The following is a 24,625-nucleotide window of genomic DNA, read 5'->3' on the forward strand; positions in this document are numbered from 1 at the left end:
TCAATAAAGTGAAAAACTGGACATGATGTACTCATGTCCAGTTTTTTATTAATGAACGCCTTTCATCGCTTTCTTAATCACTGGTGTCAGTAATAGCATTACAACGCATAAAACGATGGCCAGCAATCCGATGATACCGAAATAGACGGTTTCTGGCACTTTATCAAACAGTTTGACTACTTGCGCATTGATCGCCTGTGCCATCGCATTTGAAAGGAACCAAAGGCTCATCGTTTGCGCTGAGAAGGCAGCAGGTGCCAGCTTTGTTGTCGCTGACAGTCCAACTGGTGATAAGCAGAGCTCTCCGATCACAACGAGGAAGAAGCTCAGAACGAGCCATAATGGGCTCACAAGTGTGTTCGGACCGGACATGTATGCAGGAATGATCATGATGATAAAGGATAACCCCGCAAACAGAAGGCCGAGTGAGAATTTAATCGGGGTAGACGGCTGTTTCTTCCCAAGTCTGACCCATAACCAAGCAAACACTGGAGACAGCAGCACAATAAAGATTGGGTTCAATGATTGGAACCATGAAGACGCTAGTGTCATCCCAAGAAAATTCAAGTTTGTTCGTTGATCTGCATATGTCGCTAAAATGTTTGAGCCTTGTTCTTGAATCGCCCAGAACATCACGGCAGCAAGGAACAATGGAATATAAGCGAGAACCCTGGATTGCTCCACTGCACTCGTCTTTTTACTGAAATACATGACAATGAAATAAACAATCGGAATGAGTACACCAAGGGCACTGACAAACCAAGTGAATAGATTAATTGTGAGTGCGCCTGTTTGAATGCCAATGACAGCAAAAACTGCGAGCAAAATCACAACCAATGATCCGTAAATTTTGAAGTTCTTACGTTCGGTAGCTGATAATGGATTTGTCACATAAGTGCCGGCAAGACCAAGGTTCGGTTTTTTTGTGACCACAAATGTAATGAGTCCAACAAGCATCCCAACGGCAGCGAGTGAGAACCCGAGGTGGAAATTCACTTTTTGACCGAGTGTTCCGACAATTAATGGGGAGATAAAGCCACCCATGTTGATCCCCATGTAGAAAATACTAAATCCAGAGTCCCTACGTGGATCTGTTTTTGTATACAGGTCGCCAACAATGTTTGAAACGTTTGGCTTAAGAAGACCTGTCCCAATAATAATCAGTCCCATACTAATAAAGAGCGCTGTTGCTCCACTTGGCAAAGCCAAAATCACGTGGCCAAGCATAATGAAAACTCCGCCATAAAACACCGTACTGGACGAACCAAATACCCGGTCGGCGAGCCATCCGCCAATAACTCCTGACATATAGACAAGCGCACCGTAGACAGACATGATCGAATTGGCTGTCGTCTGGTCAAAGCCTAGACCGCCTTTTGTCACCTCTGTGTACATATAATAAATAAGCAGTGCACGCATGCCATAATAGGAGAAACGCTCCCAAAATTCAGTGAAAAACAGTGTGTAAAGTCCTTTTGGATGTCCAAAAAACCCTTTTTGAGGAACACTTTTAACAATTTTATCGTGGTCAATTGTAGACATGGCATAGATCCTTTCTTAAAAAAAGAGATATGAGAAAAATGATATTCTTGTATAGTTCTTGTGTCAATATAAAACTATTCTAAAACAGGAAAATGTTAGTTCAATAGGCTTAAAGACTCAAAAAATTGAAAAATTCATTGAAGTAAAAATTATCGAAAAGTTATTCCGGAAGAATTTATTTAAAATTTGAAGCAATGTACAAGCAAACCTTTACCACATGCATAGGATGACGAGAGAACATGTGTGAAAAGGAGTGATTTAGGTTGGGGGAATTGAATGAAGCTGATCTAAAAAAACCTGTTGTCAATGTACTAGATTTTGGCGTGATTGCTGACGGGAAAACGGATTGCACAGCCAAGCTCAATGAATGTTTAGAATGGACAAAAGCACAAGGGTATTCCCATGTCTGGCTGCCGAGCGGCACATATTTAATCGATGCGGTGTACAGAGGTGATTCATTTTTTCCTTTCCGAGGTGCAGGTATACGGGTGCCAAGTCATATATGCATTGAGATGGCGCCAGACGCTGTGATAAAGGTAAAACCAAATGATTCATGGGGGTATGCAGCCTTTTATATAGGAAAGGTTCAGAATGTGACCATCCGAGGCGGACGTATTGAAGGGGATCGTCATGAGCATGTATACAAGCCGCTCCCCTCTGAACGAAAAACCCATGAATGGGGCTTTGGGGTGTGCATTGAAGGTGCCTCCCATGTCGAGGTGAATCATGTCCAAATCAAAAATTGTACGGGAGACGGCATTATTGTCAGTCCCCATGGTTTATTGACAGAGGGTGAACCGTACTCGCCTGCTGCATCTATTGATATTTCCGGCTGCACCATCACAGATTCGAGGCGCAACAACATTTCGATTACAGGCTGTGATGGGGTCATTGTGGAGGACTGTCTCTTGGAAAGAGCAGGAGTAAATGGGGTCGAGCCAAGAATGGGCATTGATATTGAAGGCTATGGAGAAAATGCCGTTAATATGGAAGAACCGCTGAATATTCAGATTCGAAACAACATCGTCAGAGGAGGGGCTGCGAGCTCAATCTATAACTTTAACGGTTATGGTGTGATCATTGAAGGCAATCATACAGATAGCAGTATCTCCTATGGCTTCTCCACCGAAACGATCATTGCCAACAATATGATTCGTGCAGTGGGAGGAGGTGTTACAAAAGCAGGGATTACGAGCTTAGGCGTCTCACTTGGCCAAACCGAAAACAATGTGATTATTATTGGCAATATGATTGAGGGGTTTGAAAAAGGGATTGATGTGAGGGGAGACAGTGTTCACATTACAGGTAATAAGATTAGTCTTTTTGAAGATGCGGCTGTGTCCGTTTATATGGCGAATCGTATTCTAATAGAAGGAAACCATATTGAATCAGGAACGAATACCGGAAAAAGGAGCGCCTCCCTGCGTATCTATCAATCGGATAGTGTCGTCTTTTCAAACAATACGGTCTATTCTGTTATCGATGCGGCCGTGGTGAGAGGAACGAATATCCTTATTCAGCACAATCAATTCAAAGAATTCAGCAGAGGAATCTGGGTGCAGGAAGGGGAAACAGGGATCAACGGCAACCACTTTATTCAAGAAGGACACCCGGAGCTAGATTCTTCCTATACGATCAGTGTCACCGAAAATGCAAAGGCTTTCATCTGGCAGAATCGCTTTAAAAACTATCAAAACTACGCTGTATACAGTAGCACGACAGGGGCATTAGAAATTAAAGACAATTCCTTTGAAGAAACATCCTTATATGTGGTGATGTATATTAAAAATGGTTCACCACAAATTGGAGATAACCGCTTCTATTTAAATCGATCGATCGGACAGCCGACAGCGATCTTTATTGACCAGGCTTCCTCAGCTCGTGTGCTGCGCAATAACATCATCAATCTATCTCCTCAAAAAGCGATTGCTGTCCGCACCGCAAATTCCACTCATTCTGTCATCGCTCACAACATGCTGGAACGCAGTCAATTGTTGACACATACCACAGACCGGCTCATCGGAAATATTGAGATTGATACGCCATCATAAGCGTTTGAAATCCCTTATTTTGGAGGTTCAGAAGGCGGTTGACAATCCTGTAAAAAGGGCATATAGTAATAATTATTTTTCATTTTTCGCAACATTTGCCCTTTTTTTATTAATAAAACCGATTAATTCAATCAGAAAAATGTATCTTCTAAGGACTTCAGTTTGATACATGTAGGATATAGAAAGGATGAAGAACAAGTGTCACAGCCGAAAAGGAAGCTCAAGCTAGGCGTATTCATCGCAGGAACTGGACATCACGTTGCCTCTTGGAGACATCCGAATGCAGTACCAGACGCAGCCATGAACCTAGATTATTTTAAACAATTAGCGAAAAAGGCAGAGGAAGGAAAGCTGGATTTGCTCTTTTTAGCTGACAGTTTATCCATTAATCAAACCTCTCATCCGAACGTATTAACGAGATTTGAACCGCTCACGCTGCTTTCATCGATTGCTGAGTCTACTTCAACGATTGGTTTAGCAGCAACAGCTTCCACTACATACAGTGAGCCTTTCCATATTGCAAGACAGTTTGCCTCCCTTGATCATTTATCAGGCGGAAGAGCGGCATGGAATGTGGTCACATCTTCTATTGAAGAAACAGCGAAAAATTTTAGCGGAGAAGAGCATTTAGCACATCATAAACGTTATGAGCGGGCAGAAGAGTTCGTCGAAGTCGTCAAAGGTCTCTGGGATTCTTGGGAGGAAGACGCCCTAATCAGAAACAAGGAAACAGGAGAATTCTTCGAATCTAGTAAGCTTCATGAGCTCCAGCATAAAGGTGAGTTCTTCTCAGTCAGGGGGCCTCTCAACGTATCACGCACGCCGCAAGGGCAGCCTGTGATCATTCAAGCAGGATCTTCCGAAGATGGTCAAAAGCTTGCAGCAAAAACAGCAGAGCTCATTTTCACTGCACAAAACGATCTCGAAAAAGCGAAGGAATTTTATCAAAGCTTGAAGGGGAAAGTAGAGGCTGCTGGCCGTGCTAGAGAGGACGTCAGCATCATGCCGGGTATCTTCCCGATCATTGCTGATACAGAGGAAGAAGCCCGAGCAAAATATGAAGAATTACAGGAGCTGATTGTTCCTGAGATTGGACTGAGCATTCTGCAAAATTACTTAGGCGGGATTGATCTGTCTCAGTATCCGTTAGACGGACCGCTTCCAGAGATTGATCCGAGCACGTCAAATGCGGTGAAAAGCCGTTTTGATCTCGTGATGAATATGGCGAGAAAGGATAACCTGACTATTCGCCAGCTCTATCAATCGGTTGCCGGCTCACGCGGTCATAATATTTTCATTGGAACGCCGGAGCAGCTGGCAGACGTGATGGAAACATGGCTGAATGAAGAAGCAGCAGACGGCTTTAATGTGATGCCGCCGCTCTTGCCAGAAGGACTGGATGTGTTTGTAGACCGCGTCGTCCCAATCCTTCAGGAACGAGGCTTATTCAAAACCGATTACACAGGACAAACCTTACGAGAAAATCTCGGACTAACAGAGCCAAAAAATCGCTACACGACATAAGGTGAGGTGACTAACGTTGGGATACACGTTTCGTCTGGCAACAGAGGCAGATATAGAGGCGCTGCTTGAACTAACAACAAGAGCCTATGAGCCAATTCGTGAGCTCGGCATTCAGTTCCAAGCAGCACATGCCGATTTCGCTCTCGTTCAGAATAATGTACAAAAGAATCTTTGCTATGTGATGGAAGAAAACGGAGAGCTTCTATCCACCTTATCACTCCGCATGCCTTGGGGAGAGCAGCCAGGACCGTTCGGCGTCCCTCACATCTGGTGGTTTGCCTCAGAACCAGCCGCCAAAAAAGGGACAGGCTCTGCCTTGCTGGAATGGGTTGAAACCGAAGTACTAAGGGATACACTAAAGGTACCGTACGTGTCACTCGGTACAGCTGATAAGCACCCGTGGCTCGTAGAAATGTATGAGCGCAAAGGCTATGTCAGAGCAGGAGAAAAGGATTTAGGCAAAGGTCATATCACGGTTTATTTTAAAAAACAATTAAGATCAGATATCACACAACCATAAGACGAAAGAAGGGTTTTCGAACATGAAAAACAAAAAGTGGCTAGTCGTTCTTTTTGCAGCAATGCTGGCAGTTTTAGCAGCTTGCGGTGGTAACAATCAAAGTGAAGGCAAAGACGAAAAAGTATTAAAAGTAGGCGCTACTGGACAAAGCTATCCATTCGCTTATAAAGACAATGGCAAGCTTGTCGGATTCGATGTTGAAGTAACAGAAGCCATTGCGAAAAAGCTTGGCTACAAACTAGACTGGCAGCTGAGCGAATTCAGCGGACTAATGGGGCAGCTGACATCTGGTAAGCTCGATACGGTGTCAAACCAAGTTGCCATTACAGACGAGCGTAAACAAACATTTAACTTTACAGATACGTACGCATACGCAGGAACACAAATCATCGTGAAAAAAGACAACAACGACATCAAAGGTCTTGATGATTTAAAAGGAAAAACAGTGGCGGCGGTTCTTGGCTCTAACCATGCTAAAAACTTAGAGAGCAAAGACCCAGATAAGAAAATCAAGATTAAAACATATGAAACGCAAGACGGCGTATTAAATGAAGTTGCAAATGGCCGCGTAGATGCTTATGTCAATGGACGCAGTGTATTACTTGCTCAAATTGAAAAAACAGGTCTGCCGCTGAAAATCGTAGGCAACCCAATTGTGTATGAAGAAGTAGGCTACCCATTTGCGAAAGATAAAAAGCATGACAAACTAAGAGAAGAATTTAACAAAGCCATCAAAGAATTAAGAGAAGACGGGACACTTAAGAAATTGTCTGAGAAATATTTCAAAGACGATGTCACAGTGCCAATTAAAAAATAACAACAGCGGCGGTGAAGAGCAGACATGAACAAAATTGATTGGCAGTATATGGTGACGGTTTTTCCGACACTGCTTCAATACTTGCCGATAACGATCTTCATGGCGATTGTCTCCATGGTATTTGCCATTATCATTGGTGTGGTATTCGCTCTTATTACGAAAAACCGGATACCTGTTTTATACCAATTTGCCAAGCTGTATATTTCTTTCTTCAGAGCGGTTCCAACCTTGGTTCAGCTCTTTCTCATTTATTTTGGTCTCCCGCAGCTATTCCCTGCGATGACCTCAATGGATGCTTTAACAGCGGTCATTATCGGATTAAGTATTAAAAACTCAGCATACTTAGCAGAAATTTTCAGAGCGGCTCTGAACTCAGTGGATGAAGGGCAGCTTGAGGCATGCTTATCTGTCGGTATGACAAGATGGCAGTCTTACGTCAGAATTATTTTCCCGCAGGCCATCAGAAATGCGATTCCAGCGACGGGGAATACCTTTATTGGTCTTTTAAAAGAAACATCTCTTGCCTTTACGATTGGTGTGGCAGAAATGTTTGCACAAGGGAAGATGATTGCATCGGCGAACTATAAATACTTTGAAACCTATTTAGCCGTAGGGATTGTGTATTGGGTGATGACCATCATTTATAGCTTCCTGCAAGACCTATTTGAACGAAAAATCAGCAAACCTTACCGGAATTAAGGAGGTGTGGACATGATCAAGCTCACCAATTTGAAGAAATCATTCGGCGACCTTGTCGTCTTAGACGGAATCAATCTCGACGTGCAAAAAGGGCAGGTTGTGGCCATTATCGGACCTTCTGGCTCCGGTAAATCCACTTTGCTGCGCTGCTTAAATTTATTAGAAACACCAGATGAAGGCACGATTGAAATTGGCGATGCGAAGCTCGATGCGTCTAAATATTCACGTAAAGAAGCCCATCACCTGCGTCAACAAACGGCCATGGTGTTTCAAAACTATAATTTATTTAAAAACAAGACAGCACTGCAAAACATTACAGAATCATTGCTTGTGACGAAAAAAATGACAAAGCAGCAGGCGAATGAAATCGGTATGAAACTGCTGAAGCAGGTAGGGCTAGAGCAAAAGGCTGACAGCTATCCAGTCACATTATCTGGGGGACAGCAGCAGCGGATTGGGATTGCCCGCGCGTTAGCGGTTGATCCACATGCGATTTTGCTGGATGAACCAACGTCAGCGCTTGATCCAGAGCTTGTCTCAGGTGTGCTTCAAGTCATTAAATCCATTGCGATTCAAGAAACAACAATGATCATCGTCACACATGAAATGGCGTTTGCAAGAGAAGTGGCAGACCATGTGATTTTCATGGCAGATGGTCATATTATTGAGCAGGGGACGCCAACTGAGTTATTTGATGAAACGAAGAATGAACGGACGAAACGATTTATCCAAAAAGAAGCAGCGGCTGAAGAAGCATAAGCTGCTTTTTATTCTTTAGAGGGGTGATTGACAGTGAAATCAATAGGAAATGGAGCTTTAAACAAACGTTTAATCAACATTCGCCGAGCGCTTCATGAGCATCCAGAGCTGGCGTTTGAAGAATATGAAACGACAAAGAAACTGCGCCGCTGGTTAGAAGAGGAAGGGATCACTGTACTTGATATCCCAGCCCTGCAAACAGGCGTTGTCTGTGAAATCAAAGGAGAACAAGAAGGACCGACGATTGCTCTGAGAGCCGATATTGACGCTCTTCCGATTGAAGAAGCATCTGGCGAACCATTTTCTTCAAAGGTACCGGGCAAAATGCATGCATGCGGTCATGATTTCCATACAGCTTCTATTTTTGGGGCGGCACTTTTATTAAAGGAGCGGAAACACGAGATCAAAGGAACGGTCCGTATTTTGTTCCAGCCGGCTGAGGAAGTTGCTCAAGGAGCGAAACACGTCATAGAGGCAGGCGTTTTAGATGGAGTCGATGCGATTTTCGGTATGCACAACAAACCTGACCTTCCAGTTGGCACGATTGGCATTAGAGAAAAAGCATTGATGGCGAGTGTGGATCGGTTTGAAATCGATATTAAAGGAACGGGAGGTCATGCCGGGATTCCAAATCACACGGTGGACCCCATTGCCATCAGCGGGCAGATCACAAGTGCCCTTCAGCAAATCGTCAGCCGCCGCATCAGCTCCTTGCATCATGCGGTTGTCAGCATCACACGCATTCAAGGCGGTACGTCATGGAATGTGATTCCCGACCGTGTCGAGATGGAAGGAACCGTTCGGACGTTTGAGCCTGAAGTAAGAGCGATGATTCCAGAGCTCATGAAAAAAATCGTCAGCGGAATTGCAGAGGGATTTGGAGCAGAGGCTGAAGTGAGATGGCATCCGTATTTGCCTTCTGTCATGAATGATGAGCGTCTGACAAAGGTAGTAGAAGAAACGGCTGGCTCGCTTGACTTACGTGTCGTGCAGGCAGAGCAGTCACCGGGCGGAGAAGATTTTGCCCTTTATCAAGAACGCATTCCAGGCTTTTTTGTATGGATAGGGACCAGTGGTACGAAGGAGTGGCATCACCCTGCGTTTACTTTAAATGAAGACGCACTTCCGGTTGCTGCTGCCTTCTTTGCTGAGCTTGCCGTTCGGGCATTGGAGTCTCGATCATGGAGCTAACAAAACAACTGGCAGAGGCAGTGCTTTCTGCTGATCCGATGCAAGATGAACGGGCCATTCAGATGGCTAGAAATGGCCTGTTAGATGCTGCGGCAGCAGCGCTTGCTTCGAAAGAGGATGAAGGGATTCAGAAGCTGATGCAGCTTGTTGAAAAGGAAGGCGGAGCCGCTCAGATTCCTGTCATGGGACAAGGGAGGAAGGTGAGTCGCCAATCCGCAGCGATGCTGAACGGCTACCTCATCCATGCCCTTGATTATGATGATGTCCATTCAGATGTGAGAGGACACCCAAGTGCCGTCATCATTCCAGCGCTGCTTTCACAGCTGACAGCCGGCAAAGGGTATGGCGAACGGTTTTTAGCTGCCTACATCACAGGTGTTGAAGTAATGGCAAGACTTGGCGAATCCATCGGCAAGGCGCATTATGAGCGGGGGTGGCATAATACGGGAACACTCGGTGCCATTGCGGCAGTGTGTGCGATTGGCTATTTGAAGCAGGTCACACGAGAAGAACTGACGAAAGCAATCGGCTTTGCCGGAGCGCAATCAGCCGGAATGCGAAAGCAATTTGGCTCTGATATGAAACCATTACAAGCCGGCTTAGCTGCTAAAACAGCCGTTTGGTCTATGGATTTAGCTTGTTCAGGTTTTGGCGGGAATGACTCGGCTCTTGATGGCGCACTCGGTTTCTTTTCACTCTATGGAGATCAGGAGCGTGCGGAAAGCCGTTTGCTAGAAGGCTATGGTTCTACATGGCGTATCGTTTCACCTGGGCTGTGGTTCAAAGTATATCCATTCTGCTCAGCAGCCCACCATGCAGCAGATGCGATCCAATCCTTAATGAAAGAGCGGTCTTTCTTGCCGGAGCAGGTAAAACAGGTCGAGGTCATATTCCCGCCAGGCGGAGATGCAGCGCTTATTGAACGAACACCTTTGACTGGGGAAGAAGGACGATTCAGTGTCGAATATGTCATCGCACTTGCAGTGTTTGGACAGACGCTTACGCTGGATGCCTTTACGAAAAAAAATATTCCATCAGACATGCGGATATGGATGAAACGGGTGAGCAGAGGATATGATCAAACGATAGAGCCCCATCCCGATGCTGTTCCAAAAGGACGCTTTACGATTGTGAAGCTCACCTTATCTGACGGCACCACCATCAGCAAACGAGTTGATGTACCTCAGGGAGCACCAGGATGTGCGTTATCGAAAGAAGATATCATACAAAAGTTAAGCAGCGTCACAAGCGCATCACAAGCACAGCAGATTTTACAGGCGGTTGAAGAGGGAAACGACGCTGCGTATTTGAAGTTGCTGGCATGATAAAAAAGCTCATCGATAGAGATGAGCTTTCAGCGTGTAGACAAACCCTCGCATTCGGTGTCAGTTTTGCGCTCCGGTGCTCGCCCTTCCTAGACTGCAAAGGTTTTCTATCACGCTGAAAGGAAGACAAAGGGCTAAAATAAAGATCATTTTAGCCCTTTGTCAACAATCTGAAAGCTCATCAATAGAGATGAGCTTTTTTAAATAGATCTATCATAAACTGTCAGGAAGTTCTTTATCTAAATATATGAGAATTCCTCATGAGTTAAAGAACCATAAATGACAATGTCCTCATCTTGATATGTTGTAAAGTAATGTTGAATCATAACTCAACTAACATCTTGACCATCTTCTGCAATTCCATCATCAAAAAACTCAGGTGATTCACCGCAGTATTAGTTCTTTCAAAAAGTATGAATAAAAGATGACCAAACGATGATAAGTTCATGAAAACAGTGGAATCCAATTGAGATTTGAGAGGGAAGATGTAAAATAAAGCTACATAAAGAAAAACAATGGCAGCAGCGGAGGCTGATGATGAAAATATTAATGATTGAAGATAATCAGAGTGTTTGTACAATGACGGATATGTTTTTTCAACGAGAGGGATTTCAAGCTGAATTCGTTCATGATGGATTAGAAGGACTGAATCGCTTTCAGCAAGAGGAGAATTGGGATCTGCTCATCTTAGATGTCATGCTTCCTTCGATGGATGGTCTGACCATTTGTCAAAAGGTGCGTCAGATCAGTGATGTTCCGATTATCATGCTGACAGCAAAGGAAACCGAATCTGATCAAGTGCTTGGTTTTGATCTTGGGGCAGATGATTATGTGACCAAGCCCTTTAGCCCACTCACCTTGATGGCAAGAATTAGAGCGGTGAAACGACGCTTTGCTCATACAACGACTCAAGAAAAGGTGAATGAGGGTGAACGGCTGGAGACAGCACATTTTCAGTTGGATAAGAAAACGAGGGAAGTTTTCCTGGATGGAGAGCGAATAGAGAACCTCACACCGAAGGAATACGATCTGTTGTGCTTTTTTATTCAGCATCCTCGGCAAGTATTTTCACGAGAACAATTGCTTGAGCAAATTTGGGGATATCAATTTTATGGAGATGAACGAACGGTAGATGTCCATATTAAACGGCTGCGCCAAAAAATTGGGGACGGTCCTAAGCCCTTTTTGTATACAGTATGGGGCGTAGGGTATAAGTTCGATGAAGATTAAATATTTTTATCAGCTGCTGATCAGTCATCTTGGGTTATTGCTCATCGCCATTGTCATTATCAGCACCCTTTTATCTCATTTTGTGAAAGATATTGCCTATCAAAACAGAGTGAATGAAATGAGCTCCTATGGGAATGAAATCTTGCAAGATTATAAACGACTCCCTAAAAGCGAGATGACCTTTCGTCTGCGTCCATTTGAAGATATTCTTTCGACGAGGCAAATTCGTTTTTTCGTGTTTGATGAAAAAGGAGATATTCTCTCTCAGCAGCAAGAGATGCCGCCGCATGAAGTATTATTGACAAAGGATTTATGGGCCAAACTCTCAAAAGGAGAGCAAATCATTGACAAGCGAAGTGATTCACGCCGCCTTGATCAAGAGGCATCACTTGTGGCACTCCCTGTCATGGAGGATGGAAAGCTAAAGGGTGGAGTCGTCCTTATTGCCCCGATTCAAGGCGCTGAACAGCTCATCGCCCAAATGAATCGTTATCTGTATATCATCGTATTTGTGGCACTGACGATCACCTTTATTCTCAGCCTGTTCTTGTCTAAATTTCATGTGAACCGCATCAAAAAGTTGAGAGAGGCGACTGAAAAGATTGCGCAAGGTGATTACAACATCAAGCTTGAAAACAAACACCTTGATGAAATTGGCACACTTGGTGAGGATTTTAATATGATGGCCAAGCGTCTTCAGCAATCAAGAGAGGAAATTGACCGGCTCGAAAAGCGCAGACGCCAATTCATCGCAGATGTGTCTCACGAATTGAAAACTCCGCTGACCACCATTCGAGGACTGGTGGAATGGCTGAACACAGCGGATGTGTCAGCAGAAGAGAAAGAGAAATGCTATTCCTTAATTACTGACGAGACAAAACGTATGCTGCGCCTCGTCAATGAAAATATGGATTATGAGAAAATTAGATCGAATCAAATTACCCTTCAGAAATTTCACTATCCACTCATTGACACATTTGAAGTGATGAAAGAGCAGCTGAGCCGAATCGCCGAAGAGAAAAACAATCAGCTGATCGTGGATGTTGATCCCAAGCTAAAGGTTTATGCGGATTATGACAGGCTCATTCAAATGCTTGTCAATATCACAAAGAACGCGATTCAATTCACAGAAGGCGGTCGTATTTACTTAAGAGGAAAACAAGGAAATCAAGAGACGATCATTGAAGTGGAAGACACAGGCATTGGCATTGCGCCAGATGAAGTCAAACACATATGGGAACGTTTTTATAAAGCGGATATCTCAAGAACGAATACACCGTATGGAGAATACGGATTGGGCTTGTCCATCGTGAAGCAGCTTGTGGACTTACATGAAGGGCATATTGATATGAAAAGTGAAAAAAACAATGGAACGACATTTACCATTCGACTGCCGTTTCCAGAAGAAAAGGGCTAAAATGAAGTTCATTTTAGCCCTTTTTGGTGAATCACCACTTATTCATTTTTGGTAAACGTTAACCCAATATGAGCAAGTGCCTGCGGTAAATCTTTTCGGATGGTGATGTCTTTAAACGATATATTGGATTGAATCGCACTTAAAGCAAGGTCTTGTTTAATGCCTGTTAAAACTGCTGAAATTCCTAAAAGTCTCAGCGTTTGTGCGTAGCTGACCAAATATTGAATGCTCTGTTCATTCAGGCTTTTTGTTCCCGATACATCAATAACCAAATGAGAGAGCGACAGCCTGTAGCTTTCCTGTAAAATGGTTTCCAAAATATGCTGAGCACGTGTCTCTTCAATATCACCAAGCAGAGGAAGCACGGCGACACCGTCAACAACTGGTACGATCGGTACAGACAATTGCTGAATCTGCCTGTTGGCACGGTCTAGCTCGAGAACGTAGCTTAATAAAGAAGCCATCGTTTCAAACATATACACATGCTCTTCTGTGAAATGATTTGGTCTCACATCAAGTCCGCAAATCGTTCCGTAGTTCGTCCCATCTGTGAAATCAATGGGAACCCCAATGAACGAGCCGCCTTGAAGATTTTTCGTGACCTCTAAGTATTTAAATCGGTCATCTTTCGAAATGTCAGGGATCACAAGTGTAGCCTGATGGTCGACCGCCAGCTTGCAAAATGTCTTTTCGTAAGGAAGTTCTTCCCCTTCTTCAAGAAGCTGCTCGTCATGATTTAACACTTTTACAATTTGATTGGTGTTTTGATCATTTTTAGCGATAAACAGTGTATTCACACCAATGAATTGACTCATCATGTTTAAAATACTAGTAGAAGCATCATGAAAATTGCGAAACTGTTTTAATAGTTGTTGACGAGGCATTGTTTTAGGACTCCTTGTAGCTCCGATCATAGGTCGGAACGGATAGTTGATTTGTCTCTATCATACAAAATCAAACGAGAAATAGATACACTTTAATGCGCAGAGAACTCGAATCGGCGAGAGGAAAAAAGACTGCCGGATCTTAAGATCTGGCAGCCTGCTGATTAAAGGGAGACAGGGACAGTAGACATAGAGAAAAATTCCTCATATAGGGCTTGAACAGCTTCTTTTTCTTGAGCCGCTTTGACGCCAAACATCATGCTGACCTCTGAAGAACCTTGATTGATCATTTCAATATTGACCTTCGCTTTTGACAGCGCTTTTGCCGCTCTTGCTGTTGTGCCAACATTATGACGCATCGCTTCTCCTACAACCATAATCAGCGAGAGATTCCGCTCTAAAACGACCTCATCTGCATCAAGCACGAGCTTTAAGCGGTCTAGCAGCTCTTGTTCAATATGCTGCTCCTCCAGCTGATCCTGCCTTAAAATAATGGTCATATCATCAATGCCAGAAGGTACGTGCTCATATGTAAGCCCATATTCCTCTAATGTTTGCAGCACCTTACGACCAAAGCCGACCTCTCTGTTCATCAAATATTTACTAATGTAAATGCTGCAAAATCCATTATCTGAGGCGATTCCAACAACAGGTCCATTTGTATGATCGCGCTGATTCACAATTTTTGTGCCTTTTGCCGAAGGATTATTGGTGTTTTTAATCTGAACCGGAATGCCTGCACGGAAGGCTGGAATGAGTGCTTCATCATGAAAAACAGAAAATCCAGCATACGACAGCTCGCGCATTTCCCGGTATGTCAGCTCTGTAATCTCTTTCGGTTCATGAACGATCGTTGGATTGACAGCATAGACAGCATCCACATCTGTAAAGTTTTCATACACATCTGCCTTTAGACCGTTCGCCAAAATGGAGCCGGTAATATCGGAGCCGCTTCGCGAAAAGGTAACGATGTCTCCCGCTAGACTAAAGCCAAAAAAGCCAGGGAATATAATAATGCCAGAGCGCTCTCTTAATTTGTACAAATGATCATATGACTCCGGCAGGACTTGCGCTTGACCAGGCTCATCGCTCACAAACAAACCAGCTTCCTTTGGATTCACATAATGAGCTTCCACACCCTGGTGGCGGAAATAGGCAGCAATGAGCTTTGCATTATTGTCTTCGCCGCTTGCTTTGATGGCATCAAGATAGCACTCAGGGCGGGATGAATCAGCCTGTAATAATGCGTCTAGATCTTGCCTGATGGTGTCGATAATGTCTTGACCTAATCCGAGTTCATCCGCTATTGAGGCATACCTCTCGATGACGGCTTCCTTTAAATCATGTGCTTCGCCTAAACGTAAATATTGTTCACCACAGCTAATTAATAGATCGGTGACCTTCGTATCCGTTGAATGCCGTTTTCCTGGTGCGGAAACAACGACTGCTTTTCGAGCTGGATCTGCTGTTACAATGTCAAATACCTTTTGCAGCTGCTTGCCAGATGCAAGTGAACTGCCACCAAATTTCACGACCTTCAATGCATACATCTCCTATAGTAAAAATTTTCTCACAAATTGAATAGTTCCTATTATCAACTCTTTTCTTTAAATTATCAAGGTTTTTCTTCACTAGAAATACAAATGTATTTATAGAGAGGACGGTATTGTGTGAGTATATGAAAAAAGAGCCGGCCATATGCCGAGCTCTTTTTCTTATGAAGAAGACGAGGAGGAAGATATCTCCTGCTTCATCACTTTGTTATCACGTTTTGCCTTTAAGAAAAAGGAGAGGATGAGTCCAATGACTGCAATCAGACCAGAAATGAAAAATGACGTATTCATTCCATGAACGGCTGATTTTAATGGATTGGCTAATTCTGCATTTGCAGCAGAGCTGCTCATGATGGAAACAAGCACAGCCGTTCCAATGGAACCGCCTACTTGTCTCATCGTGTTATTCATCGCTGTCCCATGCGGGATCAAATGAGGCGGTAATGCGTTAATACCTGCCGTTGTCAGCGGCATCATGATCATCCCAACCCCGATTAAGCGAAGCGTATAGGCGACCGTAATGAGAGCGATCGATGAATCAAGGGTGAGCAGCATAAATGGCAGGGTGGTAACGGTGAGGATCGTAAATCCGCCTAATGCGAGCCCTCTTCCGCCGACTTTATCAAAAATCCGTCCGATAATTGGTGACAGGAATCCCATAAAGAGAGCACCTGGCAATAAGATCAGCCCTGTATCAAGTGCAGACAGCCCTCTGACATTCTGCGTATAAAGCGGCAGAATTGTCTCTGTACCAATTAATAAAGCAAAGACAAGCATTCCAAGGAAGGTTGTTAAGCTAAAGATCGCAAATTTAAATACGCCAAACTCAAGCATCGGTCTTGTTAGGTTCGACTGGCGCAGGATAAAGAAGAACAAGCTCACGGCGCCGACAATCAGCGAAATGAGAACAGTCGCACTCGTCCATCCATACGTGCCGACACTAGAAAATCCGTAAAGCAGCCCGCCGAAACCGAAGGACGACAAGATGACAGATAAGACATCAATACGTGTCTCTCGCTGCTGTGTGACATTTTTCATTAAGAAGAAAGCAAGAATAAGGTCGATGATACCGATTGGCAGAACAATATAGAACAGAGCCTTCCAGCTGAAGGAATCGACAATCCAGCCGCCGAGTGTTGGTCCAAGCGCTGGTGCGAACGAAATGACAAGTCCGACCATGCCCATTGCCTGCCCACGTTTTTCTTTTGGGAAAATGGTTAAAAAGATCGTTTGCATCAGCGGCATTAAAATCCCTGCACCGGCTGCCTGTACGATACGCGCTGCAAGTAACACCGGGAAATTCGTAGCAAATGAAGCAAGAATTGTACCGGCTGTAAAGATGCTAAGTGCCGTTAAAACTAAAGAACGGCTCGAAAATTTCTCAATTAAGAAAGCCGTAATCGGGATGAGAATCCCGTTTGTCAGCATAAAGGCTGTTGTAAGCCACTGTCCTTTGCTGACCTCAATATTGAAGTCCTCCATGATATGTGGGATCGCTGGAATAAGAAGCGTTTGGTTTAATATCGCGACGAATGCCCCAACGAGAAAAATCCCAACAATCACAGATCGATTGTAAGATGTTGTTGATTGGTTCATGTTATCCCTTCTTTATCTATAAAATGATGCTTTTCAGCTGTGACACGTTTTGTGATAAAACGCTGTTTTTGCCTAAATAATCGAGCAGTGAGCTGATTAAAAAGGTTCTCGGTTGGTCCTTTGATAATTCCTGATTGAGCAGCTCATACGCAGAGAGGAGATCATTTTTTTCTTCTCCGTTTGGCCATGAGTGAAGCTCTTGTTTGATCTTTGTTAAGTACGAATTGACAAGTTTTTCTTCGTCATATTCGTCCTGTGAGGAAAGCAAATAAGAGTTCATCAGCTCGTCTGTTAACACAGGTTCAATGGAACAAGGCTTTTTCGATACACGATCCATCACACCGATGATCATTTCGGCAGCAATTTCTAATTGGATGTTTTTTTGCTCAATCGCCAGCATTAAGATGAATTCTCTCATTAATCCATTGAGAACAATCACTAAATCCCAGACATATGGAGCGACAGATTCACCATATGTACTTAAAATAATGTCTCTGTGCCGCTGCATGATAATGGAGCGTGTTTCACGTAAATGCTTAATGACAATGGGCGAATGCTGAGAAAAAGCTTCAAAGGACAGCATGTTCAAAAATTTATGATTCTCTTTAAACTCTTCAAGCTCAAGCTTGATCTTCTTTGTGAATTTTTCCTTTTTGGACAGCGTCGTTTCTGAATGAATGATGCGGGAAATCTCTCTCATTTTGCGCTGATTGTATTTAATCAGTTCTAATAGAAGAGCTTCCTTTGAATCAAACAGTTTATAAATAGACGCTTTGGATATTTTACAGGCATCGGCAATTGACTGCATGGAGACACTCATATAGCCTTTTTGAGAAAACAATTTCTTCGAAACCCGCAAAATCTCTTCTTGCTTTTCGTTCATCTTCTTAAGTCCTTTCCGAATCGGCAAAACCATATGGTCACAATGGAAACCGAGTGGTCACTTTGGCTATCATAACAAAACCAATGCCTTAAGACAAGAAAATGAACTTAAAAAATACCCGTCTGTATGACAGGTACTTTATCCTTCCGCATGTGCGACATATATTTTTGTTTTGCCGTGAAGTTCAACGACCAAAAGGTCTTCTCTCTCCTTCACAGAGTAAATAGCGGTCCCTTTTTGCAGCCTAGAAGCTGTACCATGTTCAAAATTTTTGGCGGCTGTTTTCTGAATGACACCTACTTGCTGATGTTTTGTGACGTGTAAGGATGTCGTCCAATCTACATTTGTTTCATACACGGTTCCTTCCCATTGAAATAAATCTGCCTGCTGATCCATAGCTAATAACTCTTCCGCACTAGGTGGTTTTGACTGGGAATGATATTGGACTGACTGGCAGGCGCATAAGGAAAACGTGAGCAGCAAGAGCAATAAACTAAACCATATGTTACGTATCAAAAAAGGTTCCTTCCCTTCAATACAGTGTTTCTTAAGTAATGGACGTGAATGAAGTTAAATCGTTACATGCCTAGTCAGTTCATGAGTTTTAGGTGAATGAGATTGTATGTTGGCACAAAATACGATACATTTATCGTATGACGAATCCAAACCATCCAAACAAAGAAGATATGAGACTGATTTCTGTGCTGCACGCATTGGCTGATCCAATCCGGTTAGAAATTGTCCGCTGCTTGGCAGAAGCGGGGGAGAGGACATGCGGCACGTATGAGATGAATATTGCCAAATCCACGCTTTCCCATCACTTCAAAGTGCTGAGGAAGGCAGGCGTCGTGAAAGTGAGAATTGACGGGAAGCACCGTTACTATTCTTTAAGAAAAGAAGACATCGAGACCGCTTTTCCTGGACTCATGTCATCGATTCTAGCTGTAGATAAAAAGCGGTGGTAAGCCAGCTGTCTATGAAGAGCAGCTGGCTGTTTTATTTCCCGAAAATGGCGTCGTACAGCCGTTTCACTGCCGGTTGAATATCCTCTCGCCTCATATGCGAGAAGCCGAGGACGAGCGGAACAAAGCCTGGCTGATGTCCCGGCAATTGCTCATCAAGGGTAAAACGATCCATACCGTACATTTTCAGCTTCCTTTCTTTCGCTCGCTGTAAAATCTCATGCTGCGTCCGATTTGAACGGAACTCTGCGATAAAATGAAGCCCGGCATTTTCTCCAATAATCCGCACATTGTCAGCAAAAACCATATTGAGCTCTTCAATGAGCTGCTTCCGTTTTTCCTCATATAAACCATTCATGCGTTTAATATGCCGTTGATACGCCCCATCTTTTATAAAATGAAGAAGGGTGTATTGTGTAAAAAGATTAGCTGTTTGAATGAAAAAATGCTGTTCCTCCTTATAGCGTCTCAATAAATGCTGAGGCAGCACCATATAGCTTAGCCGCAAGCCGGGCAGCAATGATTTTGAAAAGGTACCCATATAAATGACTTTGTCATATCGATCGAGACTTTGCAGCGCTGGAATGCTGTCTGTGCCATATTTAAATTCACTGTCATAATCATCCTCAATGATGTAACGGTCTGGCTGATCAGCTGCCCAGTTTAACAGCTGAATGCGCCGGGAAATCGGCATAATCACCCCTGTTGGAAATTGATGTGAAGGGGTGATGATCAACACATTCGGCTGTTTCTTATAAATGTCGTTCATCCGCACACCTTTTTGATCAATGCCAATCGTTTCAATTTGATGATGATTGTTTTTCAGCATTTGATAGAGCCGGCGGTAGCCAGGGTTTTCTAGCCCGTATACTTGACCGGCTGGAAGGATGCTTGATAACGAATGGATCAGTGACTGTGTGCCTGCACTTAAAATGAGCTGTTCTGGATAGCATTTGACTCCTCTCGCAAGTCCGATCAGCCGGGCAATCGTTTCCCTGAGCTCATACACACCTTGTGGATGCGGAAGCTCACCGAAGGCATCTTGGTGGAGATGGATCGCCTTTTGTTCGCTTTTCAGCCAGCTTTTAAATGGGAAGTTCGCTGTATCGACGGAGATATGTGAAAAGGAATACCAGTCGTCTCGTGCAATCGGTTCTTCCTTTAAATCTACAGGAAGAGAAGAGGGTTTTAGCTGACCAGATTCATGAAACGTTTCTAGTGACTCCACGAAAAAACCTTTGCGCTCAACCGAGTATAAATACCCCTCGGCAAGCAGCTGCTGATAGGCGCCATTCACTGAATTAACGCTGACGTTTAATGTATCGGCTAACTCTCGTTTGGACGGTAATTGATCGTGTGGCTGCAAGTTGCGATTTAAGATTTCTTCTTTGATTTTCATATAAATTTGATGATAAATATATCCGTTTTGCCCTGTTTGATCTAGTTGAATTGTCAGCATCTCACCATTCCATCCTCTCTGGTACCATGAAAAAAATGATATTGGTACTTTCTATCATACCAAAAAATATTCAGAATAATAAAAAAGGATATAAAGGGGATGGATGACAATGAGTCAAACGACAACAAACCGTTTTTCAACTGAAGAATGGCAGGGGAAAAGAGATCAATACGTCGCAAGAGGCGTGAGTAATGGCAACCGTCATCTTGCAGCGAAGGGGAAAGGAGCCGAGCTGTTCGATATTGATGGGAAGCGATTTATCGATTTTGCAGGCGCCATTGGCACATTAAACGTAGGACATTCACATCCAAAGGTGGTGGAAGCGGTCAAAGCACAGGCAGAGAGCCTGATTCATCCAGGTTTTAACGTGATGATGTACGAATCGTATATCGAATTGGCAGAGAAGCTGTGCCGCCTCACACCAGGAGACCATGATAAGAAAGCCATTTTCCTTAATTCAGGTGCAGAAGCTGTTGAAAATGCCGTGAAAATTGCCCGTAAATATACGAAAAGACAGGGCGTTGTGTCGTTTACAAGAGGTTTTCACGGCAGAACGAATATGACAATGAGCATGACGAGCAAGGTCAAGCCATATAAATTTGGCTTCGGACCATTCGCATCTGAGGTGTACCAAGCACCGTACCCTTATTACTATCAAAAGCCTGAAGGATTAAGTGATGCCGCATACGACGAGTACATCATTGATCAATTCAATCAATTCTTCGTCGCAGCCGTTGCACCAGAAACCGTTGCTTGTGTGGTCATGGAACCAGTCCAAGGGGAGGGCGGATTCATTGTACCATCGAAGCGTTTCGTTCAGCATGTTGCATCATTCTGTCAGCAGCACGGGATTGTCTTTGTTGCAGATGAAATCCAAACCGGTTTTGCGAGAACAGGGAAATACTTTGCGATTGAGCACTTTGATGTGGTGCCGGACTTAATTACTGTGTCAAAATCTCTTGCAGCTGGCTTACCGCTGAGTGGTGTCGTTGGCAGAAAAGAACTGCTTGATGCGGCAGATCCAGGGGAGCTCGGGGGAACATATGCAGGAAGTCCGTTAGGCTGTGTAGCAGCAATGGCTGTTCTTGATATCATTGAAACTGAACAATTGAATCAACGATCTGAACACATTGGACAAGTCATTGAGGACAAAGCCAATGAATGGAGAACAGCGTATCCATTCATTGGGGAAGTACGTCGATTAGGGGCAATGGCGGCGATTGAAATTGTGGAAGATCAAACAACACGTACACCGGATAAGAAAACAGCCGCAGCGATTGCAGCATATGCAAACGATCACGGGCTGCTTCTATTAACGGCAGGGATTAATGGGAATATTATTCGCTTTTTAACACCACTTGTCATCACAGATGAGCTGCTTCACGAGGGACTAGGGATCATTGAGGACGCCTTCAAAGCACGCTAAACAACAAAGGGGGATGGTTGTATGCAAAAACAACAAATGGCAAAAACGATGTCGCAGTCAGACGTGCTGTTTTTATCCATTGGTGCAATGCTTGGCTGGGGCTGGGTTGTACTTTCGGGAGATTGGATTTTAACAGCTGGCTTTTTAGGCAGTGTGATTGCCTTTGTGATAGGAGGCATTCTCGTGATCTTTATTGGACTCACGTATGCCGAGCTTTCATCTGCAATTCCAGAGACAGGAGGAGGGCTCGTTTTTGTCCATCGGGCATTTGGGATGAAAGCAGCGTTCGTCTCAGCATGGGGCGTATTGTTTGGTTATGTGTCCGTGATTACGTTTGAAGCTGTTGCCTTGCCGACCGTCATTGATTATGTGATTCCAACAAAGCATGCTGGCTTTCTATGGAATATTGGTGGATGGGACGTGTATTTCACGTGGGTATTGATTGGATCTGGCGGTGCATTGTTTTTAACAGCACTGAATTACATTGGGGCTAAGCCTGCCGCCATTTTCCAGTCCGTGTTCACTGTGGCAATTATTCTGACAGGTTTTCTCCTTTTAGGCGGCGCAACATTTAATGGAGATTTTGCAAACCTTGAGCCGATGTTTCAAGGCGGGGTTGGCGGTCTCATGGCGGTATTAGTCATGATTCCCTTTTTATTCGTTGGGTTTGATGTCATTCCACAAGTAGCAGCGGAAATTCATGCACCAAAGAAAATCATTGGGAGAATCTTGATTATTTCTATCGTAAGCGCGGTCGTTTTTTATCTGCTTATTGTCTTTGGGGTAGCTGCTGGAATGTCAAAAGGACAGCTTGAAGCCTCTTCCTTAGCGACAGCAGATGCCATGGTTCAGCTTCTCGGTCATCAAGCATTTGGAACAGTGCTGGTTATTGGCGGTGTAGCAGGGATTGTGACAAGCTGGAACGCTTTTATCATCGGGGCAAGCCGTATCCTATATGCCATGGCGGAAAGAGGCATGATTTCCAAATGGTTTGCGTATATTCATCCAAAGTATAAAACACCGACAAATGCGATTTTGTTTCTTGGGGCATTGGCCTTTTTTGCTCCATTATTAGGCCGTCCTGCCCTCCTGTGGATTGTCAATGCGGGCGGTGTCGGAATTATCGTCGGGTACTTAATTGTGTCCATCGCCTTTATGAGACTTCGCAAAATAGAACCCGAGCTTGAGCGTCCATACCGCATTAAATATTGGCGGACGACAGGCGTTCTAGCCATCGGATTGAGTCTTCTTTTCCTTTCATTTTACTTTCCAGGAATGCCGGCCTCCTTATCTTGGCCAGCTGAATGGATATTGCTTTTAGGTTGGGTACTCATTGGGTATATACTATATGTAATGAATCCAAGAACGAAGGAGACGGTAGAGCATGACAAACGAACTCAAAGTGTATAATCCTGCAACAGGAGAAGAAATTGCTTCAGTTGCTCAGCATACAAAAGAACAGATCGAAGACGCAATTTCCCGCTCACACAAAGCATTTAAATCATGGGCGAAAACGTCAGCGCATGAGCGTGCCAATATCATTCGCAAGTGGTTTGATCTGATGATTGAACATAAAGAAAGGCTTGCGAAAATCATTACAGAAGAAAACGGGAAGCCGTATCAAGAAGCATTAGGGGAAATCGTCTATGCGGCTGGTTATATTGAATGGTACGCGGAGGAAGCAAAGCGAATCTACGGAAGAACCATCCCATCACATACGACAAGCAAACGCCTTTTCGTCACAAAACAGCCAGTTGGTCCTGTTGCTGCCATTACTCCGTGGAATTTCCCTGCGGCGATGATTACGAGAAAGGCAGCCCCAGCGCTTGCAGCAGGCTGTACGTTTATTGTAAAACCTGCCGAAGATACGCCTTTGACAGCTATTGAACTAGTAAAATTGGGTCATGAAGCTGGCATTCCAGAGGATGCACTGCAATGGGTTGTCGGAGATGGCAAAGAAGTGGGTGAAATCTTCACAGATAGTCCATTGATTCGAAAAATCACGTTTACAGGCTCAACGCCCGTCGGAAAGCATTTGATCAAAAACAGTGCCAGCACAGTCAAACATGTATCAATGGAGCTTGGCGGTCATGCCCCGCTCATCGTAGACAAGGACGCAAATCTTGAACTAGCTGTCAAACAAGCAGTGGCGTCTAAGTTCCGGAATGCAGGACAAACCTGTGTCTGTGCCAACCGCTTAATTGTGCATGAAGACATTCATGAAGCATTTGCGCAAAGGTTCAGCAAAGAAGTAGAAAAGCTGAAAGTGGGAAATGGCTTTGAAGAAGGCACATCTATCGGTCCAATTATCAACAAGCGCGGCTTTGATAAAATTGTCGGCCAAATTCAAGATGCAGTGGATAAAGGGGCGAAAGTTCTTGTTGGCGGCGATACGCATTTCGACGATGACAAATCATATTATTTTGTCCAGCCAACGGTTCTTACACATGTGGACACTTCAATGAACATTATGCATGAAGAGACCTTTGGTCCAGTGGCGCCGATTACAACATTCAAAACGTTAGACGAGGCAATTGAATTAGCCAACGATACACCTTTTGGCCTTGCAGCTTATTTCTTTACAGAAAATTATCGGAACGGGCTCTACATTTCCGAACATCTCGATTATGGAATTATTGGCTGGAATGATGGCGGTCCATCAGCTGTCCAAGCACCGTTCGGCGGTATGAAAGAGAGCGGGATAGGGCGAGAAGGCGGAATCGAAGGAATCGAACCATATTTAGAAACAAAATATGTATCTATTGGTTTAGACGAATAAACGTGAAA

21 protein-coding genes are annotated in these 24,625 nt (G+C 44.0%); 14 read left to right on the top strand and 7 right to left on the bottom strand.

All coding sequences use genetic code 11. The annotated features are described in order from the left end of the window. Positions 1–48 precede the first annotated feature (48 nt). Positions 49–1,542 carry a peptide MFS transporter gene (locus ACN6NB_RS01960; RefSeq protein ID WP_064498671.1) on the bottom strand — a complete coding sequence of 498 codons (1,494 nt, stop codon included), beginning with the start codon at positions 1,540–1,542 and terminating at the stop codon, positions 49–51. Positions 1,543–1,805: 263 nt separating this feature from the next. Here ACN6NB_RS01960 and ACN6NB_RS01965 point away from each other — a divergent pair, with 263 nt between their 5' ends. From ACN6NB_RS01965 to ACN6NB_RS02010, 10 genes are all read left to right on the top strand, one after another. Beyond that, a complete protein-coding gene (locus ACN6NB_RS01965; RefSeq protein ID WP_039176499.1) occupies positions 1,806–3,593 on the top strand; it encodes a right-handed parallel beta-helix repeat-containing protein in 1,788 nt (595 codons plus the stop codon). Positions 3,594–3,791: 198 nt separating this feature from the next. Beyond that, positions 3,792–5,117 carry an LLM class flavin-dependent oxidoreductase gene (locus ACN6NB_RS01970; protein ID WP_106025700.1) on the top strand — a complete coding sequence of 442 codons (1,326 nt, stop codon included), beginning with the start codon at positions 3,792–3,794 and terminating at the stop codon, positions 5,115–5,117. A gap of 16 nt (positions 5,118–5,133) precedes the next feature. After that, positions 5,134–5,637, top strand: coding sequence for a GNAT family N-acetyltransferase (locus ACN6NB_RS01975; protein ID WP_060699768.1), 504 nt, complete (start codon positions 5,134–5,136; stop codon positions 5,635–5,637). 22 nt (positions 5,638–5,659) lie between these two features. Next, complete coding sequence (locus ACN6NB_RS01980; protein WP_024427304.1) at positions 5,660–6,454, top strand: amino acid ABC transporter substrate-binding protein; 795 nt, start codon at positions 5,660–5,662, stop codon at positions 6,452–6,454. 24 nt (positions 6,455–6,478) lie between these two features. Next, positions 6,479–7,153, top strand: a complete 675-nt coding sequence (locus tag ACN6NB_RS01985) for an amino acid ABC transporter permease (protein ID WP_024427305.1) — start codon at positions 6,479–6,481, stop codon at positions 7,151–7,153. A gap of 12 nt (positions 7,154–7,165) precedes the next feature. Further along, positions 7,166–7,912: an amino acid ABC transporter ATP-binding protein gene (locus tag ACN6NB_RS01990; RefSeq protein ID WP_039176505.1), complete on the top strand. Its 747-nt coding sequence runs from the start codon at positions 7,166–7,168 to the stop codon at positions 7,910–7,912. Positions 7,913–7,945: 33 nt separating this feature from the next. Continuing rightward, positions 7,946–9,103 (top strand): amidohydrolase, encoded by a 1,158-nt coding sequence (locus ACN6NB_RS01995; RefSeq protein ID WP_327842294.1) that lies wholly within the window; start codon positions 7,946–7,948, stop codon positions 9,101–9,103. After that, a complete protein-coding gene (locus ACN6NB_RS02000) occupies positions 9,094–10,428 on the top strand; it encodes an MmgE/PrpD family protein (RefSeq protein WP_474253209.1) in 1,335 nt (444 codons plus the stop codon). Before ACN6NB_RS01995 ends, ACN6NB_RS02000 begins: the two co-directional genes overlap by 10 nt. A 537-nt stretch (positions 10,429–10,965) precedes the next feature. Beyond that, the gene (locus ACN6NB_RS02005) at positions 10,966–11,658 is read left to right on the top strand and encodes a response regulator transcription factor (RefSeq protein ID WP_058837326.1); all 693 of its coding nucleotides are present in this window, start codon (positions 10,966–10,968) and stop codon (positions 11,656–11,658) included. Continuing rightward, positions 11,648–13,075 carry a sensor histidine kinase gene (locus tag ACN6NB_RS02010; protein WP_106025697.1) on the top strand — a complete coding sequence of 476 codons (1,428 nt, stop codon included), beginning with the start codon at positions 11,648–11,650 and terminating at the stop codon, positions 13,073–13,075. Before ACN6NB_RS02005 ends, ACN6NB_RS02010 begins: the two co-directional genes overlap by 11 nt. Before the next feature lie 38 nt (positions 13,076–13,113). Here the strand turns inward: ACN6NB_RS02010 and ACN6NB_RS02015 are convergent, their stop codons facing one another. From ACN6NB_RS02015 to ACN6NB_RS02035, 5 genes are all read right to left on the bottom strand, one after another. Next, positions 13,114–13,959, bottom strand: a complete 846-nt coding sequence (locus ACN6NB_RS02015) for a GAF domain-containing protein (protein ID WP_039176521.1) — start codon at positions 13,957–13,959, stop codon at positions 13,114–13,116. A gap of 164 nt (positions 13,960–14,123) precedes the next feature. After that, entirely contained in the window at positions 14,124–15,500 is a 1,377-nt protein-coding gene (locus tag ACN6NB_RS02020) for an aspartate kinase (RefSeq protein ID WP_144490729.1), read from the bottom strand. A 174-nt stretch (positions 15,501–15,674) separates the two neighbouring features. Continuing rightward, positions 15,675–17,108, bottom strand: a complete 1,434-nt coding sequence (locus ACN6NB_RS02025) for an MDR family MFS transporter (protein WP_107164135.1) — start codon at positions 17,106–17,108, stop codon at positions 15,675–15,677. A 16-nt stretch (positions 17,109–17,124) separates the two neighbouring features. After that, entirely contained in the window at positions 17,125–17,991 is an 867-nt protein-coding gene (locus ACN6NB_RS02030; protein ID WP_228280305.1) for a TetR/AcrR family transcriptional regulator, read from the bottom strand. A 138-nt stretch (positions 17,992–18,129) separates the two neighbouring features. Further along, complete coding sequence (locus tag ACN6NB_RS02035; RefSeq protein ID WP_039176531.1) at positions 18,130–18,507, bottom strand: hypothetical protein; 378 nt, start codon at positions 18,505–18,507, stop codon at positions 18,130–18,132. Between the two features lie 137 nt (positions 18,508–18,644). On the opposite strand from ACN6NB_RS02035, the gene ACN6NB_RS02040 reads away from it, so the two are divergent. After that, on the top strand, positions 18,645–18,956 hold the full coding sequence (locus ACN6NB_RS02040) for an ArsR/SmtB family transcription factor (RefSeq protein ID WP_126682231.1): 312 nt from the start codon (positions 18,645–18,647) through the stop codon (positions 18,954–18,956). A 31-nt stretch (positions 18,957–18,987) separates the two neighbouring features. Here ACN6NB_RS02040 and gabR read toward each other — a convergent pair whose 3' ends face one another. Then, on the bottom strand, positions 18,988–20,412 hold the full coding sequence (gene gabR / locus ACN6NB_RS02045; RefSeq protein ID WP_126682209.1) for a MocR-like transcriptional regulator GabR: 1,425 nt from the start codon (positions 20,410–20,412) through the stop codon (positions 18,988–18,990). Positions 20,413–20,521: 109 nt separating this feature from the next. Between gabR and gabT the strand changes: the two genes are divergently transcribed. Genes gabT through ACN6NB_RS02060 form a run of 3 tightly spaced genes read left to right on the top strand, consistent with a single transcriptional unit; the run spans position 20,522 to position 24,617 of the window. Continuing rightward, positions 20,522–21,838, top strand: coding sequence for a 4-aminobutyrate--2-oxoglutarate transaminase (gene gabT, locus ACN6NB_RS02050; RefSeq protein WP_144490731.1), 1,317 nt, complete (start codon positions 20,522–20,524; stop codon positions 21,836–21,838). Between the two features lie 21 nt (positions 21,839–21,859). Beyond that, positions 21,860–23,248 (top strand): APC family permease, encoded by a 1,389-nt coding sequence (locus ACN6NB_RS02055; protein ID WP_144490732.1) that lies wholly within the window; start codon positions 21,860–21,862, stop codon positions 23,246–23,248. Next, positions 23,223–24,617 carry an NAD-dependent succinate-semialdehyde dehydrogenase gene (locus ACN6NB_RS02060; protein ID WP_106025693.1) on the top strand — a complete coding sequence of 465 codons (1,395 nt, stop codon included), beginning with the start codon at positions 23,223–23,225 and terminating at the stop codon, positions 24,615–24,617. Before ACN6NB_RS02055 ends, ACN6NB_RS02060 begins: the two co-directional genes overlap by 26 nt. Positions 24,618–24,625 lie beyond the last annotated feature (8 nt).

Source organism: Bacillus sp. 11B20, assembly GCF_056098985.1.